Consider the following 16,420-nt stretch of genomic DNA (forward strand, 5'->3'; position numbering starts at 1 on the left):
CCCTATCGTGCGTTCTTTCGATAGGCTTTACGTTCCTTTTCATTCATTGGTCGAGCTGTCACGACGTAGAAGCCGCCGGCAAGCGCCTCTCCGAGGACTACCAGCAGGAGTCGGCCGTCGTCGGTTTGCCCAAGGATGTAGGTCGTCTCATCGCGGCCCTTCGTCACCAGTCGTTGTGGTGTGTACACGATCTGTTCTACTTCGTGCGGGGTTACCTGGTGGCGAGACCAGATGTGGGTCTCGGCCTCGTCGGTCCAGTAGATCTCCCGCACCTCATGAGTGTATTGCAACGCATTGCGTGTGTCATCGTGATGCGTCGTCGCAGCTCAGGGGGAAGCTCCCAGGGGTAGGCACTCGGCGCTGAGGAGCGTGAACACGGTCTCCGCCGCGGGGGCCTTCGTCGTCGCGATGGCCGCGACCTGGCTCAGGTCGTGGCCAGGGTGATGAAGTGGGTGAGGCGGTGGAGTTCCGTCGACTGCTTCAGGGGGATGCCGCGGGTCGTGCGGATGCGGCGGCGTAGTTCGGCGGTCAGGTCGGCCAGTAGTGAGCGCTGGTCGTCGGTGAGCCGGGGGTCGGCCAGTGTCGCCCGGACCAGGGCCAGTACGTCCGTCGCCACGTCGTCGGACGGGGGTGGGAGCAGGTCGTGGGACTGGCGGAAGGACAGTGCGTGGTGGGCGGCCCGGCGGGCCGCGCCGTACCACTGGTCCGGGGCGTGGCTCGGGTTCGGGTCCTGTGGGCGTGGGGTGCGCTGGCCGCGCGACTTGGCTTCGCGGCGGGTCCTGGCGTAGGAGTCGACCGCGTTCTTCCACAGTTCGCGGCTTTCCGTCAGGCAGTCGAGTGCGCGCAGCAGCGCCGCAGCGTCCGCCCGGTACGGGCCCGCCTGCAGTTCCAGGAAACTCAGCGTCGCCATGAAGCCCAGTGGGTGGTAACGCTGCACGCACGAGTGCAGCCCCGCCATCCGGCGGCCGTAGGGCAGGTCCGCGTTCCGCGCTTTTCGCGCGTCCACGGCGAAACTCACGACAGCACGACGGTGGTGCGCTCTGTCTCCGCGTGCTTGCGCAGTTTCTCGGCGTCCGCGTTCGACACCTGCACGAGGCTGGCGCCGGCGGCGAGCACGGTCACCAGGCCCTCCATCGCGGACGCCGGCCAGTCCAAAGTGGAAAGGACACGGGACGACGCGGTGATGCCCAGGGTTTCCGCGTGGGACAACGCCTTCGTCAGCACCTCGTCCACGCTGGCGCCGAGGAAGCACGGGGTGTCACCGGGAACCTCGGTGGCCGCGAGGAAGTCGTCGCCGAACAGGCGGGCGTCGCCGACGTAGTCGAGGGACCCGGCCGGGACGTCGCCGCGCAGGTCGCGGCCCATCGGGTCGAGGGAGGCCACCGCCGTCACGCCCGCGGTCGGGGCCGTGGCGCCAGGGGGCACGAACGCGACCTTCGCCGCTCCGGTCGTGACCACCTCGGCGCCGCACCACCACGCGCCGAGGAACACCGCCGCCGTCTGCCAGTGCGCGGGCAGCAGCACCGACACCCGGTCGCCAGGTTCGACGTCGAGCTCGTCCACCAGCCAGTTCGCGGTCTTCGCCGCCCAGTTGCGCATCGTGGCGACCGACAGCTCGACGCGGGTGTCCTCCGCGTCGTCGTAGTGCGTGATCAACGGCTGGGCTGGCGCGCCGCGCAGGAGGCGGTCCGTGAGGCTCACGGGAAGCACGCTAGTCCACGCACGGCACCGCCGGTTGCGCGGCTTTCGCGGCAGCGGGCGCGGTAAGCCCGAACCCGGACGGTGCCACCCTTCCCGCTGGTCGCGGTGCCTGCGGGGTCAGCAGGTCCGCGACGAACGCGTGCACCTTCGGCAGGTCGACCACGATGATGCTCTGCCCCCGGTCGTTGCGGGCGCCGACGGCCTCGACCGGGATCGTCACGAACTGCACGTTGCCGGACGCGAGCGCCTGCGCCTGGCCCACCAGCTCAAGGAAGTGCAACCCGTCGTCCATCACCACGGTCTTCGACACCGCGTCCTCGAGCGCGTTCAGCTTCGCGTTGTCCGCCAGCAACCCGCCGGAGAGCACCTTCCGCATCGCCGAGGACAGGAACGTCTGCTGCCGCACGATGCGGTCGAGGTCGCCGCGTGGCAGGTTCTTGCGCTGCCGGACGAACGCGACCGCGTCACCGCCGCGCACCGTCTGCGGGCCCTTCGCGAACGACGCGCCCGAGTCGGGGTCGCTCGTGGCGTGGTTGAGGCACACGTCCACACCGTCGATGACCTCGGTCAACAGGTAGAAGCCGTACAGGCTCACCTCGGTGTAGTGGTCGACGCGTACGCCGGTCAGCACCTGCACCGCCTGGATCAGCGCGGCACGGCCCGCGTCGTCGGACTCGCGGTTGATCTTGGCGCGGTCCTTCTCACCCGCACCGACCAGCTTCTCCATCACCTCGGCCTTGGTGATGCCGAACGCACCGTTGATCTTCTCCTCACGGCCGAGGTTCGGCACCAGCACCGAGGTGTCGCGCGGGATGGAGATGGCCGAGCCGCGGCTGCCGTCGCGCGGAATCCGCAGCAGGATCAGCGTGTCGGTGTTCAACGTCTCGGTCGCCTCGGTGCGCAGCTCGCGCAGCAGTTCCGCCGACAGCGGGCGGCCCTGCATGTCGGTGCGGCTGTCGTTGCCGACGATCAGGATGTCGTTGGCGCCGTCGTCCTCCTCGGCCGCACCGGGCCCCGCGCCCTGTTGCGCGGCCGAGATCGCGTCGGTGGTGTTCTTGCTGTCGTCGAGGGAGTCCACGCGCAGCCACACGAACGACATGGCCACCAGCGTCACCGCCGACATCAGGCCCATGACCACCCGGCCCGTGATCAGCAGCCCCGACGTCCGCCGCCCCGGCACCCTGGCGGCCGGCTCGTCGACGGTTTCATCCTCGGGCTCGTCCGGTTCGTCCGACGGCACAGTCACCCTCCCCACCGCCGCCGCGTACGTCGTCGGCTCGTCCGCGTCCCCCTCGGGCGCCTCGTACTCACCGGCCATCGGTCACCTCCCCCTCCGCGGCCACCTCAAGGCTAACCGCTGCCACCGACCGATCAGGCCCTGATCAAGCCGCGTGGAAGAGGTGTTCGTCAGTTCACACAGTTCTCGCTGCCCGCGTTGATCTGCGGTGCGGGCCGGTCCGAGGACGGCGGTGCCGAGGGCGAGGACGGCTGCGTGCGCAGGCCGTTGGCGGTGCCCGCGGGCTGGTAGTCGGTGCCGAGCACGACCGTCAGCTCGTTCGCCGTGAGCGAGCTGTCCGCCAGGAACGAGAACTGCCCGCCCAGCTCGCCCGCCGCGTACTCGGCGAGGTTGCGCTCTCCCGGCGCGTGCCTGATGACCGACGCCGCCTGCACCGGCGCGTCGCCGACCTCGCCGCCCTGGAACCCCTTGTCCGTCAGCGCCTGCCGCACCGACGAGGCCAGCCGCTCGGTGTTGGAGCCGTTGAGCACGTCCACGGTGACCAGGCCGAGCGCGGGCCGCTCACCCCCCGGCGCGGTGGTGACCGGGGTCTCACCGGGTACCGGCGAGCCCGACGAGGGTTCCCGCGTGCCCTGATCGTCGGTGACCAGTGCCGACACGAACGACGCGACCTGCGCGGGGTCGACCCGCAGCACGTCCGCGCCGCCGATGTTCGCGTCACCGAGCGTGGGGATCGTGTAGAAGTCGATGCCCGATGTGGACAGGCCGGACATCTGCGAGGCGAACCGCGACAGCTGCCAGCCCTCGGACAGGATCACCGACCGCTGCACGGCGCCGACCAGCTGCTGCGCCTTCGACGGGCTGGTCAGCATGTCCGCGGACAGCACCTTGTCGGCGAGCGCGCCGAGGAAGACCTGCTGCCGCACGATCCGGTCCAGGTCGCCGCCCGGGAGTTCGTGCCGCTGGCGCACGAACGCGAGTGCCTGCGCACCGGTCACCGTCTGCTTGCCCGCCGGGAAGCGCGCGCCGGACAGCGGTTCGTCCACCGGCTCCTTCAAGCACACCTCGACACCGCCGATGGCGTTGGTGACCTCGAAGAACGACAACAGGTTGACCTCGGCGTAGCGGTCGATGGTGAGCGAGCCGCCGACCAGGTTCTGGATGGTGGCGATCAGGTTCTTCCTGCCCGCCAGCTTCGCCAGCTCGTCGAGCGTCTTCTCGTCGGGTGCGGTGTCCGCGTGCTCCTCGCGGGCGTTGTTGTACGCGTACGCGAACGCGGAGTTGAGGCGGTGGCTGCCGAAGCCGCCCGCGAGCTCCACCCACGAGTCGCGCGGGAAGGAGATGGCGACCGCGCGGGTGCCGTCCACCGGGATGTGGACGAGGATCATGGTGTCGGTGTTGCGTTCCCCGTCGCTTTCGCCCGCGTTGAGCATCCTGAGCACCTCGCGCGGCAGCGGGTTGCCGTAGGCGTCGACGCGGCTGTCGATGCCGACCAGCAGCAGGTCGACCGCGCCATCGAGGGGAACGCGTTGGTCCTGGATGTCCTGGGCGATGACGTCGGTGGTGACGGTGTCCTCGTCGACGTCACCGAACGCCCACCAGCCGTAACCCATGGTGGCCAGAACTGCCGCCGAAACGAGCGCGACAAGCGACCGGCCGGTCGCCAGACCGGCCTTCTGCCAGCCAGAACGGCCTTGCGCACGCCTGTTCACGCACGCTCCTCCCCACCCCCGGCGAACCTGCCCGTTAGGATACCGACCCGTGACCTCTCCGGACGGGGTCTTGCTATCGATTAGGACGCAATAGTGTCCGTCCGGGGTTTACTTCCCCGTGAGGAATGGAGCTTCATGCGAGCGCTGGTCACCGGCGGTGCCGGGTTCATCGGATCGCACTACGTCCGCAACGCGCTCGGTGGGGCGTACGGCTCACTGTCCGATGCCGAGATCGTCGTGTTCGACAAGCTCACCTACGCGGGCAACGAGGCGAACCTCGCGCCGGTGAAGGACCACCCCGGCCTGCGCTTCGTGCGCGGCGACATCTGTGACGCCGCCGCCGTCGCGCAGGTCATGGCCGGCGTCGACCTGGTCGTGCACTTCGCCGCCGAGTCGCATGTGGACCGGTCGATCCTCGGTGCGGCCGACTTCGTGACGACGAACGTGCTCGGCACGCTGAACCTGTTGCAGGCGGCTCTCGACGCGGGCGTCGAGAAGTTCGTGCACGTCTCCACCGACGAGGTGTACGGGTCGATCGAGCACGGTTCGTGGCCGGAGACCCACCCGCTGGAGCCGAACTCGCCGTACTCGGCGTCGAAGGCGTCCTCCGACCTGCTGGCGCGGTCGTTCCACCGCACGCACGGGCTGCCGGTGTGCGTCACGCGCTGCTCCAACAACTACGGGCCGTACCAGTTCCCCGAGAAGGTCGTCCCGCTGTTCGTCACGAACCTGCTGGACGGCAAGAAGGTCCCGCTGTACGGCGACGGGCTCAACGTGCGCGACTGGCTGCACGTCGACGACCACTGCCACGGCATCCAGCTGGTCGCCGACAACGGACGGCCGGGCGAGGTCTACAACATCGGCGGCGGCACCGAGCTGACGAACCTGGAGCTGACCGAGCGGCTGCTGGCCGCGTTCGGTGTCGGCGACGAGATGGTCGAGCCGGTCGAGGACCGCAAGGCCCACGACCGCCGCTACTCCGTGGACATCACGAAGATCGCCGACGAGCTGGGCTACCGGCCGCTGGTGTCCTTCGAGCAGGGCCTCGCGACGACCATCCAGTGGTACCGGGACAACCGCTCGTGGTGGGAGCCGTTGCGCGACCGCGCGAAGCTGTCAGCCAACTGATGCTGTCGCTACTGGTGCCCGGTGGGCACGGTCAGCTGGGCCGGGAGCTGGCGGCGCGCGCGGCGGTGGTGCGCGCGCCCGGCTCCTCGGACCTGGACGTCACGAACGCGGGCGCGGTCATCGAGGCGGTGAAGACGCTGGTGTCGTCGGCCGCCGCCGACGGGCTGTCCCCGGTGGTGGTGAACGCCGCCGCCTACAACGCGGTCGACGCGGCCGAGGAGGACGCGACCCGCGCGTTCGCCGTGAACGGCGACGGCCCCCGGCTGCTGGCCGCGGCGTGCGCCGCGACGAACGTGCCGCTGATCCACGTGTCGACCGACTACGTCTTCCCCGGCGACGGCGACCGGCCGTACGAGACGACGGACCCCGTCGGCCCCCAGTCCGCTTACGGGGCGACGAAAGCGGCCGGTGAGGAGGCCGTGCTCGGGTCCGGTGCGCTGGCGTGGGTGGTGCGGACCGCGTGGGTGTACGGCGCGTACGGGGGCAACTTCGTCAAGACGATGGCCAAGCTGGCCGCCACCCGCGACACACTGTCCGTTGTGGACGACCAGCGTGGCTGCCCGACGTGGACCGGGGACCTGGCCGAAGGTCTGCTGGAGCTGGCTTCCCTCGTGGTGACTGGCAAAGCGCCCGCGCCGGGGTTGCTGCACTGCACCGGCGGCGGCGAGACCACGTGGTGCGGTTTCGCCCGCGCCGTGTTCGAGGAGCTGGGACTCGACCCGGCCCGCGTGCGGCCCTGCACGACCGACGAGTTCCCCCGGCCCGCGCGGCGGCCCGCGTACTCGGTGCTGTCGGACCGTTCGTGGCGCGCGGCGGGCCTGACCCCGATGCGTCCGTGGCGCGAAGCGCTGGCCACGGCGTTCTCCGAGCACGGCGACCACTTCCGCAACCCGTAGGGGCGGGCCCCTCGCTGCCGCGTCGTTGGCTAGCCGATGGCCTTGCGGTACGCCGCCACCGTCAGTTCCGCGGTGCGCCGCCACGTGAAGCCGGCCGCGTGGGTGCGGTGCGCGGCCAGCGTCGCCGGGGACGGCGGTTCCGCCAGCGCACCGGTCAGCGCGGCGCCCATCGCCTCCACGTCGCCGAACGGGACGAGCGTCGCGTGCCCGCCCGTCACCTCGCGCAGCGCGGGCACGTCGGAACACACGACCGGCACGTCGCACGCCAGCGCCTCCAGCACGGGCAACCCGAAACCCTCGTCCCGGGACGGCAGTACCAGCGTGGCCGCCCCGGCCACCACGCTCCGCAGGTCCACATCGGACAGATAGCCGATGGACTGCACGGTGTCGTCGCCGCGGGCGTGGCCCGGCCCCGCGAGCACCAGCGGCGGCAGGCCGGGGGTGTTCTCGTGCGCCTTGCGCAGCCAGTCCAGGGCCTTGCGCGGGCCTGCGGCGCCGACGAACAGCAGGTACTCCTTCGGCAGCCCGATCCGCCGCCGCAACGCCTCGCTCGGCGGGCGGGCCGTGAACCACGCGAGGTCGATGCCGAGCGGGGTCACCACCACCTTGTCCTCGGCGAGACCGAGCCGCTCGACCACGGCGTCCGCGACCGCCCGCGTCGGCGTGCACACGACGTCCGCGCGCTGTGCCGACCGCGCGACCAGCTCCGGCAACTGCTCGTCCGATGGCGGCAGGTCGCCGGGGAAGTCGAGGAACGCGAGGTCGTGGATGGTCAGCACCCCGGCGGCCCGCAGCGCGGGCGGCAACACGAAGTTGGTGCCGTGCACCACGTCGGTGAGCCCGGCGAACAGCTCGATCGGCGGGAACGGGGCCCGCAGCCAGGAGCGGCGCAGCAGCCGCGCCGACACCGGCATGCCGCGCGAACGGGTGCCGTGCGGGAGGACCTTGCGCAGCTTGCGCCAGCCCCGCAACGTGAACGCCACCGCCCGCATGTCCACATCGGACATCGAGGCGAGCTCCTCGGCGAGCGCGGCGGTGTACCTGCCGATGCCGGTCCGGGAACCGAGAAGGGGGGTGCCGTCGAGCAGCACCCGCGTCCGGCCGGCCACCGTCCTAGCCATCGTCGCGGCCCTTCCGCATGCGCTCCGCGGCCAGCCGCCGCACCCGGCCCGCCGCGCGTCTGGTCAGCTCGGCCGGACCGCCGTTGTCCAGGTAGGACCGCACCAGGTCCAGGTCGCGGCGCAGCGCGCCGCCGATCCCGAGCGGCTTGTTGCGCACCAGCGGGCCGCTGCCGGGCAGCCGGTCGGCGGCCGGGGACGGGTTGCGGCAGAACGACACCAGCGGCGCCAGCGCCGTCTCCCACGTGAACCGTTCCCGCACCACCGCGATCCGCTCGCGGGCCGCCGCGGCGAACTCGGTGTCGTACAGCACTTTCTCGAGCGCGTCGGCCAGCGCGTCCGGGTCCTCGGCCGGCACCACAACGCCGAGGTCCTCGGTGCGGACCAGGTCGGCGAACGCGTCGCCGTCCGTGGTCACGATCGGCAGGCCGGTCCACAGGTAGTCGAGGACCCGCGTGCGGAACGCGAACGTCGTCTCCACGTGCTCGTAGTGCGTCGTGACCCCGCAGTCCGCGTCCAGCAGCCAGTTCTGCCGTTCCGCGTAGGGCACCCACTTCTCGTTGAAGAACACGTGCCGGTCGGTCAGGTCAAGGCGCGCGGCCAGCGCCCGCGTCCTGGCACCGATGTCCATCACCGGCACCTCGGGGTTCGGGTGCTTCATGCCGAGGAACAGCAGCCGCACGTCGGAACGCCGCCGCGACAACCGGTCCACGGCGTGCAGCAGCGTCAGCGGGTCGAACCAGCTGTACACCCCGCCCGCCCAGATGATCACCTTGTCGGTCTCGCCGGTGAGACTGCCGCGGATCGGTGCCGCGGTGCGCTGCGGCGGCTTGCCCGGCAGCCCGAACGGCGCCACCGCCAGCAGTGACCGGACCGTCGGGTCGCTGTCGTACAGCGACGGGGTGAGCCTGCCCAGCGCGGTCAGGTGACCGAGCCAGAAGTGCCGCTGCCGCTCGGAGGCGCACAGGAAGAAGTCGCCGCGCGCCAGTTGCGCGTTCAGCACGTTCGTGACGCCGATCAGGTCCAGCTCGCGCTGTTCGTCGGTGTCGTCCTTGCCCTGTTCCAGCAGTTCGAGGTGCATGGGGTCGTACATGTCGCAGACCACGACCTTGGTGGACGCCGCCTTCTTCAGCTCCGGCACCATCTCCAGCGCGTGCCCCTGCAGCACCACGATGTCCGCCCACGCCACGTGCGGGCTCAGGTCTCGTTGCCGCGCCTGCGCCACCGCGAACGGCGCGTCCGGCGGCGAGCACAGCGGGTTGACCGTGACCAGGCGGACCTCGTGTTCCGCGGCGAGCACGTCGGCCATGTTCCACGCGCGGATCGCCGGGCCCGCCATGCGCTCGGTGAGCGCGTCGCCGGTGAGGACGAGAACCTTCCTGCGCGCGCCGAACGCCTCCTCCAGCCCGAACACGTCGACGAGCACGTCGTGCGCGGCGAGGTAGCGCGGCAGCGGGTACGCGGGCTCCATCGCCTTGCGCATCAACGGGATCAGGTCCGCGTCGGAGCGCACCCGCGCCGCCTGCTCGGCCTGCCGGGACGCCGCGAGGGAGGGCAGCAGCTCGACGAACTGGTCGATCGCGAGGAGCCCGGCGAGCGTCGTGCGGGGGATCTCGACGGTCGACCTGCCCTCCCGGTCGCCACTGTCGGGCCCGCCGATCTCGAGCTGGGCCGGGTCCACCTCGCCGCGGGCGGTCGCGCGGCGGACCGTGAGCGCGAGCGCCGCGGGCAGTGCCTTCGCGAGCGTGGCGTCGGAGACGTTCTTGTACAGGGCCGCGAGCGCGTTGCGCTCCAGCAGGTACAGCTCCCGCGCGTTGTCCTGCGAGTCCACCTTCGAGATCGAGGCGTGGTGGCGGTGGTAGGTGAGCGAGCGGGGCTCATAGCGCACCCGCCAGCCACGCAGGTTCAGCCGCCAGCCGAAGTCGACGTCCTCGTAGAACATGAAGAACCGCTCGTCGAAGCCGCCGAGCCGCCGGTACACCTCGGCCCGCACGAGCATCGCGGAGCCGGTCGCGAACAGGACGTCCCTGGCGACGTCGTGGCTGCCGTCGTCCGGCTGACCCGCGTGCCGCTTGTAGCCCATGCCGAACCAGGTCAGCCCGGCGTCGACGAAGTCGATGTGCTCGCCGTCCCAGTCGAGGACCTTGCTGGCGACGACGGCGACGGTCGGCTCGGCCTTCAGCACGTCGACGGCGGCGGACACCCAGTCGCGGTGCGGGCGGGCGTCGTTGTTCAGGAACGCGAGGACCGTGCCGGTCGCGTGCCGTGCGCCGAGGTTGCAGCCACCCGCGAAGCCGAGGTTGGCACCGGCCTCGACGACATCGACACCGGGCACCTGTTGTCTGATCCGCTCCGCGCTGCCGTCGCCGGACGCGTTGTCCACGCAGACGATCTGCAGCCGCTCGGCGGGGTAGTCCAGGTCCGCGCGCAGCGCGCGCAGGCAGGTGATCGTGTCCTGCGCGCCGCGGTAGTTCACGACGATGACCGAGACGACGGGTCGTCGCGCCGGATCGGGCACTCGCGCTCCTCGGGGTTGTGCGGTGGGCTCCAGCCTGCCCCATCACACCATGTGACGAGCGGTCAACCGGGTGGGTTCATGGATCTTGCCGCCCGCCACACCGCCGAACGGGGGACTACGGCGAGGTCGGTGACGGCCTTGCGTTCGCGAAGAAGTTGCGGGAGCGAAGCGGCGAGCTCGGCCAGCACCCGCAGGCGCAGCCGGACGCGGAAGTTCCACGGCCTGCCCCGAGCATCCCCAGAGCGTCCTCCGGGGCGGGTCAGCGCGCGCAGTGGGAGCAGGGCGGTGATGGCCGCGAACCGCGTCACCTCGCGGGCCGCGACCGCGGCGGGCGCGCAGCGGACCAGCATCGCGAGCCGGTTGCGCTCGTTCCAGAGGTGGAACCGCCGGGACCCCGGCTGCGAGCTGGCGCCGTGGCGATGTGTGACCCGCGCGTCCGGCACCGACACGATCGTGTGATTCGCGAGCCGCAACCGCCATGCGGTGTCGGTGTCCTCGTAGTAGCAGAAGAACCGGGCGGGCACACCACCCGCGCGCCGCAGCGCCGCGGTCCGCAGCAGCACGGCACCGCCGCAGAACCCGAACACCGGCGCCACGCCGTCGGCCAGGTCTGCGTCGGCCACCACGTCGGTCAGGTCCACGCCGTGCCCGTCGGCGGTGAGCCCGACGCCTGCCGAGAGCACCGCGCCGTCGAGCCCCACCATCCGCGACCCGGCCGCCGCGGCGTGTTCGTGCCGGTCGAGCGCGTCCTCGAGGGTCGCGAGCCAGTCCGGCGCGGGTTCGGTGTCGTCGTTGAGCCATGCCGTGAACTCGGTGTCCACCGCGTCGTTCCGGTCGGCCGCGGCGAGCGCGCCCGCGTAGCCGGTGTTCGCTGGCAGCCGGAGCACCGCGGGCTTCGCCGGGTGCGCGGCGAGCACGGCCGCGGTGCCGTCGTCGGAGGCGTTGTCGACCACCAGCAGCCGGTGCGGCCTGGTCTGTGCCGCGACGGCGTCGAGACAGGCGCTGACATGACCCTTCCCCCGCCAGGTCACGACCACGATTGTGCTGCGTGTCAACGGGCCGGTCACAGCGTCGAACCGTACCCTGGGCCGGTGCCAGAGCTCGTCGTGCTCACCGAGCAGCTCCTCTCGCCCGTCCCCGGTGGGACCGGGCGCTACACCCGCGAGCTGCTCACCGCGATGGCCGCCTCGACACCGCCGGAGTGGACCGTCGCGACGGTGACCGCGACCCACCGCGACCTCGCGCCCGCCGTGGTGCCGAACATCGCGGGCCCGCGTGCGCTGCCGCTGCCGCGCCGCGGCCTCACCGCGCTGTGGGAACGCGGCGTGCACCTGTGGCCGGGCGGCGACGCCGTCCACGCGCCGACCCCGCTCGCCCCGCCCGCGGTGAAGCGTGGCCGCAGTCTCATCGTGACCGTCCACGACACCGTGCCGTTCACCCATCCGGAGACGCTGACCCGCCGCGGCGCCGCGTGGCACCAGGCCGCCGTCCGCCGCGCGGTCGAACGCGCGAACGCGGTCGTCGTGCCGACCAACGCGGTCGCCGAGGAGTTGCACGCGCACGCCCCCGGCCCGGCGACGGTCGCCGTCGTCGGCCACGGCGTCTCCGAGGTGTTCCGCCAGCACATGGACCCGAACCTGGCCGCGCTGAAGACCGGCAGGCTGCGGCTGCCGGAGACGTACGTGCTGGCGGTCGGCACGGTCGAGCCGCGCAAGGGTCTCGACGTGCTGGTCAGTGCCATGGCCAAGCCGCACGCGCCGGACCTGCCGCTGGTGGTGGTCGGCCCGCGTGGCTGGGGCGAGGTGAACCTGGTCGAGCTGGCCGCCGAGCACGGCCTGCCCGCCGGGCGGCTGCACGTGCTCGGCCGCGTCGACGACGAGAACCTGTCGGCGATCCTGCGGCGCGCGAGCGCGCTGGCGGTGCCCAGCCGCGCCGAGGGCTTCGGCCTTCCGGTGCTGGAGGCGATGGCAGTGGGCACCCCGGTGGTGCACACGGACGTGCCCGCGCTGGTCGAGGTCGCGGGCGGCACCGGCCTGACCGTGCCGCGCGGGAACGCGGACGCGCTCGCGAGCGCGCTGCGGGAGGTCGTCGACTCGTCTGCGGCGACGGCGGAGCGGGTCGCGCAGGGCCTGCTGCGGGCCGCCGCGTTCACGTGGGACCACGCGGCGGCCGAGCTGTGGCGGTTGCACGTGCGATTTTTCGACATGGCCAACGCACGGTGAACACGTGGTCGGTGGGATTTTCACCCAGTCGTGGTAAGTGACCGTCCCGGCAGTCGTACGCTGCTACCCGTGGCTGATCCCCGCGTGCTGATCGACGCGACCGCCGTGCCCGCGGACCGCGGTGGCGTCGGCAGGTACGTGGATTCGCTCGTGTACGCCCTCGACTCCGACGGCGCGCCGATCACCGTCGTCTGCCAGCCAAGGGACGTCGAGCTGTACGGCAGGCTGGCACCGCACTCGCGGATCGTGCCGACGTCGGAGTCCAACGCGACCCGCACGGCCAGGCTGACGTGGGAGCAGACGACGCTGCCGAGGCTCGTGCGCAGGCTGGGCGTCGACGTGCTGCACTCGCCGCACTACACGACCGCCCTGGCGAACCCGGCTGCGTCCGTGGTCACCCTGCACGACGCGACGTTCTTCACCGACGCGGTGCTGCACCACTCCATCAAGGCCCGCTTCTTCCGCGCCTGGACCCGCACCGCGCTGGCGAGGGCGTCGCTGTGCGTGGTCCCGTCCGCGGCCACCGCCGTCGAACTCGGCCGGGTCGCGGGTGCGAGACCCGACCGCCTGGAGATCATCCAGCACGGCGTGGACAACGACCGGTTCCACCTGCCGACGCTGGAGGAGGTGTCGGCGGCCCGGCGGCTGGTCGGCCTTGGCCCGGACACGCCGTACGTGGCGTTCCTCGGCGCACTGGAGCCGCGCAAGAACGTCCCGGCGCTGATCCGCGGTTTCGCCGCCGCCTGCCGGGGCCGCGCCACCCCGCCCGCACTCGTCCTCGCGGGTCAACCGGGTTGGGACCGCCAGGTGGAACGGGCACTGGACGACGTGCCGCACCGCCTGCGGGTCATCCGGGCCGGCTACCTCCCGTTCGACGACCTGGCCGGTTTCCTCGGCGGCGCGGCCCTGGTGGCGTACCCGTCGCTCGGCGAGGGCTTCGGCCTGCCGGTCCTGGAGGCCATGGCGTGCGGCGCGTGCGTGCTGACCACCAGAAGACTGGCGCTGCCGGAGGTCGGCGGCGACGCGGTGGCCTACTGCGGGGTGGGTGCGGGCGACATCGCGGCGGCACTGACGGAGTTGCTGGACGACCCGGCGCTGAGGGCGAACCTGGCGACCGCGGCACAACGCAGGGCGAAGGAGTTCTCGTGGCTGACGAGCGCGGAAGGGCATCGCGTGGCGTACGACAAGGCGTACCGGGCGCACCGCCGTTCGCGGTGACGGGCAGAATGTTCCGGCGTGCCTGAGGATTATGGCCAGGAACTGGCAGTCGTCATCGTGACCTACTCGCCGGGCGAGACGCTCGAGCGCTGCCTTGACACACTGGAAAAGGCGACGACCAGGTCTTGTACGGTCGTGCTCGCGGACAACGGCTCGGTCGACGGCGCCCCGGAGAGGGCCGCCGCCCGCGACAACGTGACCCTGCTGCACACCGGCGGCAACCTCGGCTACGGGACGGCCGCCAACCGCGGCGTGGCCACCCTCGGGGACGAGTACGGCTGGATCGTGGTCGCCAACCCCGACCTGGAGTTCGGGCCCGGTTCGCTGGACACCATGCTGGAAGCGGCCCGCCGCTGGCCCCGAGGCGGTGCGTTCGGCCCCCTGATCCGGGAACCGTCCGGCGAGATCTACCCGTCGGCGCGGCTCGTGCCGTCACTGGGGAGGGGGTTCGGTCACGCCGTCGTCGGCCGGGTGTGGTCGTCGAACCCGTGGACCCGCGCGTACAAGCAGTCCTCGACGTCGGTGGTCGAACGCGAGGCCGGCTGGCTGTCGGGTTCGTGCCTGCTGATGCGCCGGTCGGCCTTCGACTCGGTCGACGGGTTCGATCCCCGGTACTTCATGTACTTCGAGGACGTGGACCTCGGTGACCGGCTGACCCGGGCCGGGTGGCAGAACGTGTACGTGCCCTCGGCCGAGGTCGTGCACCTGCAGGGGCACTCGACGGCGCAGGCTTCCGAGCGGATGCTGGCCGTGCACCACGAGAGTGCCTACCGGTTCATCGCCGACCGGCATGAGGGGCCCCGGTGGGCGCCGGTCCGGGCCGCGGTGCGGGCGGGGCTGGCGATGCGGCTGAAGGCCGAGACCCGCAGGAAGCACTGAGTCCGGTCCGGGGCGCGCTGGGGTTCGGAGCAGGCCCGCTTCGCGCAGCGGGCACCGCGGCGAGGTGATCAACGGCGCGTTCGGGACACTCAACGCCCCGAAAGCGCCTTTCGGGGTACACCGCGGCCCCCCAGGCCGGTCAGCCCTCGAGCCGCTGGGACAGGCTGCCGGAAACGGGTGGTTCCTTCATCGTCGGCACGAGGCCGTCGACCTCTTCCGGCTCCTTGCTGGCCGCTTCCCTGGCCGCGAGCATGTTCTGGTGCTGCTCCAGCCGCCGCTGCCGGGATCTCGGTCCCGGGTGCGGCACGGCGACCACGTCCGTCAACGCCTCCTGCGCGATGGCGGGCAGCTCCGCGGCCGGCACGACCATCGTCGCTTCCGGGTCCTGCTCGTCGGCGGCCGCTACCACTGCTCTCGGGATCTGCAGTGTGCTCGCGGCGTCCATCGGCGATACGGCGCTCTCCGGAGTCACCACGAAGGCGCCACGCGCTCGGGCCCGCGCCAGAATGGCGTCGGCCCGGTCACGGGGGTCCATGCGTCGACCTCTCCCTGTCGCGTCGTCGATAGTGGGGCCCAGCGTATTCCTTATTTCGCTCCACGTCAGCGAAGATCCGGGAAATCACACATGGGCGGCGTGACCCTTTTCCCTTAGCAACTCCGTGAGCTTCTTGATGTCCTGGGCCCGGTCGCGCCGGCAGACCAGCACCGCGTCCGCCGTGTCTACCACGATCAGGTCCCGCACACCCAATGTGGCGATGACCCGGGACGAGCACGGGACCGCGATGACACCGTCGCCGTCGATGACCACCACCGGGGGCCGGTCGCCCTGGACGTCGACCACCCGCGCGCCGCCGTCGATGTCCTCGCCGAGCAGTTCACCGAGGGTTTCGAAGTCGCCGATGTCGTTCCAGCCGAAGTCGCCGGGCACGGTGGCGACCTTGCCCTCCGCCGCCGCGGGTTCCATCACCGCGTACTCGACGGCGACCTTCGGGATCGTCGGCCACAGTTCGCCGAGCACCGCCTCCTGCGCGTCGGTGTCCCAGGCGCGGGCGATCTCGCGGACCGGGTCGTGCACGTCCGGGCGGCGGGCGGCCAGCTCGGCCAGGAACACCTCGGTGCGCCACAGGAACATGCTCGCGTTCCACAGGTACTCGCCGGAGGAGACGTACTCGGTGGCCACCGCGTGGGTCGGCTTCTCCTTGAACTCCAGCACCCGCTGGCGCTGCCCGGCCACCGCGGGCGCGGAGAGCTGCAGGTAGCCGTAGCCGGTCTCCGGCCTGGTCGGGGTGATCCCGATGGTCATGAGCCTGCCGTCGCGGGCGCCTGCCAGCGCGTCGTGCACCACGTCGGAGAACGCGGCCGTGTCGGCGATGAGGTGGTCCGCGGCGAACGACGCCATCACCCCGCCCGGCGACCGCTGTTCGATCACCGCGGCGGCCAGTGCGATCGCGGCGCACGAGTCGCGGGCGAACGGCTCGACCAGGATGTTGCGCTCCGGCAGCTCGGGCAGCTGCCGCGCCACCGACGTCGCGTGCGCCACTCCCGTCACCACCAGCAGGTTCCGCGCCGTGCACAGCGGCGCGAGCCGGTCGAACGTCGCCTGCAGCAGTGAGCGGTCGGTGCCCGTCAGCGCGTGCAGGAACTTCGGGTTCGCGGCTCGGGACAGCGGCCACAGCCGGGTGCCGCTGCCGCCCGCGGGCACCACCATGTGCAGGTCGCTCATCCGCTCAACATAACGGGGTACCGTGGCCGCTCGTGCAGGCATCTCGTGAGCGCACCTGGCGGCCGGGT

The 16,420-nt window shown here is 71.7% G+C and carries 15 protein-coding genes; 5 read left to right on the plus strand and 10 right to left on the minus strand.

All coding sequences use genetic code 11. The features are described from left to right. Positions 1-2: 2 nt before the first annotated feature. From ACFPCV_RS08260 to ACFPCV_RS08280, 5 genes are all read right to left on the minus strand, one after another. Positions 3-272 carry a BrnT family toxin gene (locus ACFPCV_RS08260; RefSeq protein WP_378055447.1) on the minus strand — a complete coding sequence of 90 codons (270 nt, stop codon included), beginning with the start codon at positions 270-272 and terminating at the stop codon, positions 3-5. Positions 273-424: 152 nt separating this feature from the next. Further along, positions 425-1,018, minus strand: a complete 594-nt coding sequence (locus tag ACFPCV_RS08265; RefSeq protein WP_378055448.1) for a hypothetical protein — start codon at positions 1,016-1,018, stop codon at positions 425-427. Next, on the minus strand, positions 1,015-1,701 hold the full coding sequence (locus tag ACFPCV_RS08270; RefSeq protein WP_378055449.1) for a TIGR03089 family protein: 687 nt from the start codon (positions 1,699-1,701) through the stop codon (positions 1,015-1,017). Before ACFPCV_RS08270 ends, ACFPCV_RS08265 begins: the two co-directional genes overlap by 4 nt. Before the next feature lie 10 nt (positions 1,702-1,711). Beyond that, complete coding sequence (locus tag ACFPCV_RS08275) at positions 1,712-3,019, minus strand: LCP family protein (protein WP_378055450.1); 1,308 nt, start codon at positions 3,017-3,019, stop codon at positions 1,712-1,714. An 89-nt stretch (positions 3,020-3,108) separates the two neighbouring features. Next, the gene (locus ACFPCV_RS08280) at positions 3,109-4,650 is read right to left on the minus strand and encodes an LCP family protein (RefSeq protein ID WP_378055451.1); all 1,542 of its coding nucleotides are present in this window, start codon (positions 4,648-4,650) and stop codon (positions 3,109-3,111) included. Between the two features lie 135 nt (positions 4,651-4,785). Here ACFPCV_RS08280 and rfbB point away from each other — a divergent pair, with 135 nt between their 5' ends. Further along, positions 4,786-5,778 carry a dTDP-glucose 4,6-dehydratase gene (rfbB, locus tag ACFPCV_RS08285; RefSeq protein WP_378055452.1) on the plus strand — a complete coding sequence of 331 codons (993 nt, stop codon included), beginning with the start codon at positions 4,786-4,788 and terminating at the stop codon, positions 5,776-5,778. Further along, positions 5,778-6,674 (plus strand): dTDP-4-dehydrorhamnose reductase, encoded by an 897-nt coding sequence (gene rfbD / locus ACFPCV_RS08290; protein ID WP_378055453.1) that lies wholly within the window; start codon positions 5,778-5,780, stop codon positions 6,672-6,674. The genes rfbB and rfbD overlap by 1 nt, the downstream gene beginning before the upstream one ends. Positions 6,675-6,703: 29 nt before the next feature. Here rfbD and ACFPCV_RS08295 read toward each other — a convergent pair whose 3' ends face one another. From ACFPCV_RS08295 to ACFPCV_RS08305, 3 genes are all read right to left on the minus strand, one after another. Continuing rightward, a complete protein-coding gene (locus ACFPCV_RS08295; protein ID WP_378055454.1) occupies positions 6,704-7,795 on the minus strand; it encodes a glycosyltransferase family 4 protein in 1,092 nt (363 codons plus the stop codon). Beyond that, complete coding sequence (locus tag ACFPCV_RS08300; RefSeq protein ID WP_378055455.1) at positions 7,788-10,310, minus strand: glycosyltransferase; 2,523 nt, start codon at positions 10,308-10,310, stop codon at positions 7,788-7,790. The genes ACFPCV_RS08295 and ACFPCV_RS08300 overlap by 8 nt, the downstream gene beginning before the upstream one ends. Positions 10,311-10,372: 62 nt before the next feature. After that, a complete protein-coding gene (locus ACFPCV_RS08305) occupies positions 10,373-11,341 on the minus strand; it encodes a glycosyltransferase family 2 protein (protein WP_378055456.1) in 969 nt (322 codons plus the stop codon). A gap of 60 nt (positions 11,342-11,401) precedes the next feature. On the opposite strand from ACFPCV_RS08305, the gene ACFPCV_RS08310 reads away from it, so the two are divergent. The 3 genes from ACFPCV_RS08310 (at position 11,402) to ACFPCV_RS08320 (ending at position 14,629) form a co-directional block, all read left to right on the plus strand. Then, positions 11,402-12,532 carry a glycosyltransferase family 4 protein gene (locus ACFPCV_RS08310; protein ID WP_378055457.1) on the plus strand — a complete coding sequence of 377 codons (1,131 nt, stop codon included), beginning with the start codon at positions 11,402-11,404 and terminating at the stop codon, positions 12,530-12,532. Between the two features lie 84 nt (positions 12,533-12,616). Beyond that, positions 12,617-13,750, plus strand: coding sequence for a glycosyltransferase family 4 protein (locus ACFPCV_RS08315; protein WP_378055737.1), 1,134 nt, complete (start codon positions 12,617-12,619; stop codon positions 13,748-13,750). A gap of 18 nt (positions 13,751-13,768) precedes the next feature. Then, positions 13,769-14,629 (plus strand): glycosyltransferase family 2 protein, encoded by an 861-nt coding sequence (locus ACFPCV_RS08320; protein ID WP_378055458.1) that lies wholly within the window; start codon positions 13,769-13,771, stop codon positions 14,627-14,629. A 139-nt stretch (positions 14,630-14,768) separates the two neighbouring features. Here the strand turns inward: ACFPCV_RS08320 and ACFPCV_RS08325 are convergent, their stop codons facing one another. Further along, positions 14,769-15,164, minus strand: a complete 396-nt coding sequence (locus tag ACFPCV_RS08325; protein ID WP_378055459.1) for a hypothetical protein — start codon at positions 15,162-15,164, stop codon at positions 14,769-14,771. 84 nt (positions 15,165-15,248) lie between these two features. Continuing rightward, complete coding sequence (locus tag ACFPCV_RS08330; protein ID WP_378055460.1) at positions 15,249-16,352, minus strand: mannose-1-phosphate guanylyltransferase; 1,104 nt, start codon at positions 16,350-16,352, stop codon at positions 15,249-15,251. Positions 16,353-16,420: the final 68 nt, after the last annotated feature.

This window comes from Actinophytocola glycyrrhizae, from assembly GCF_042653545.1.
GTDB lineage: Bacteria > Actinomycetota > Actinomycetes > Mycobacteriales > Pseudonocardiaceae > Actinophytocola > Actinophytocola glycyrrhizae.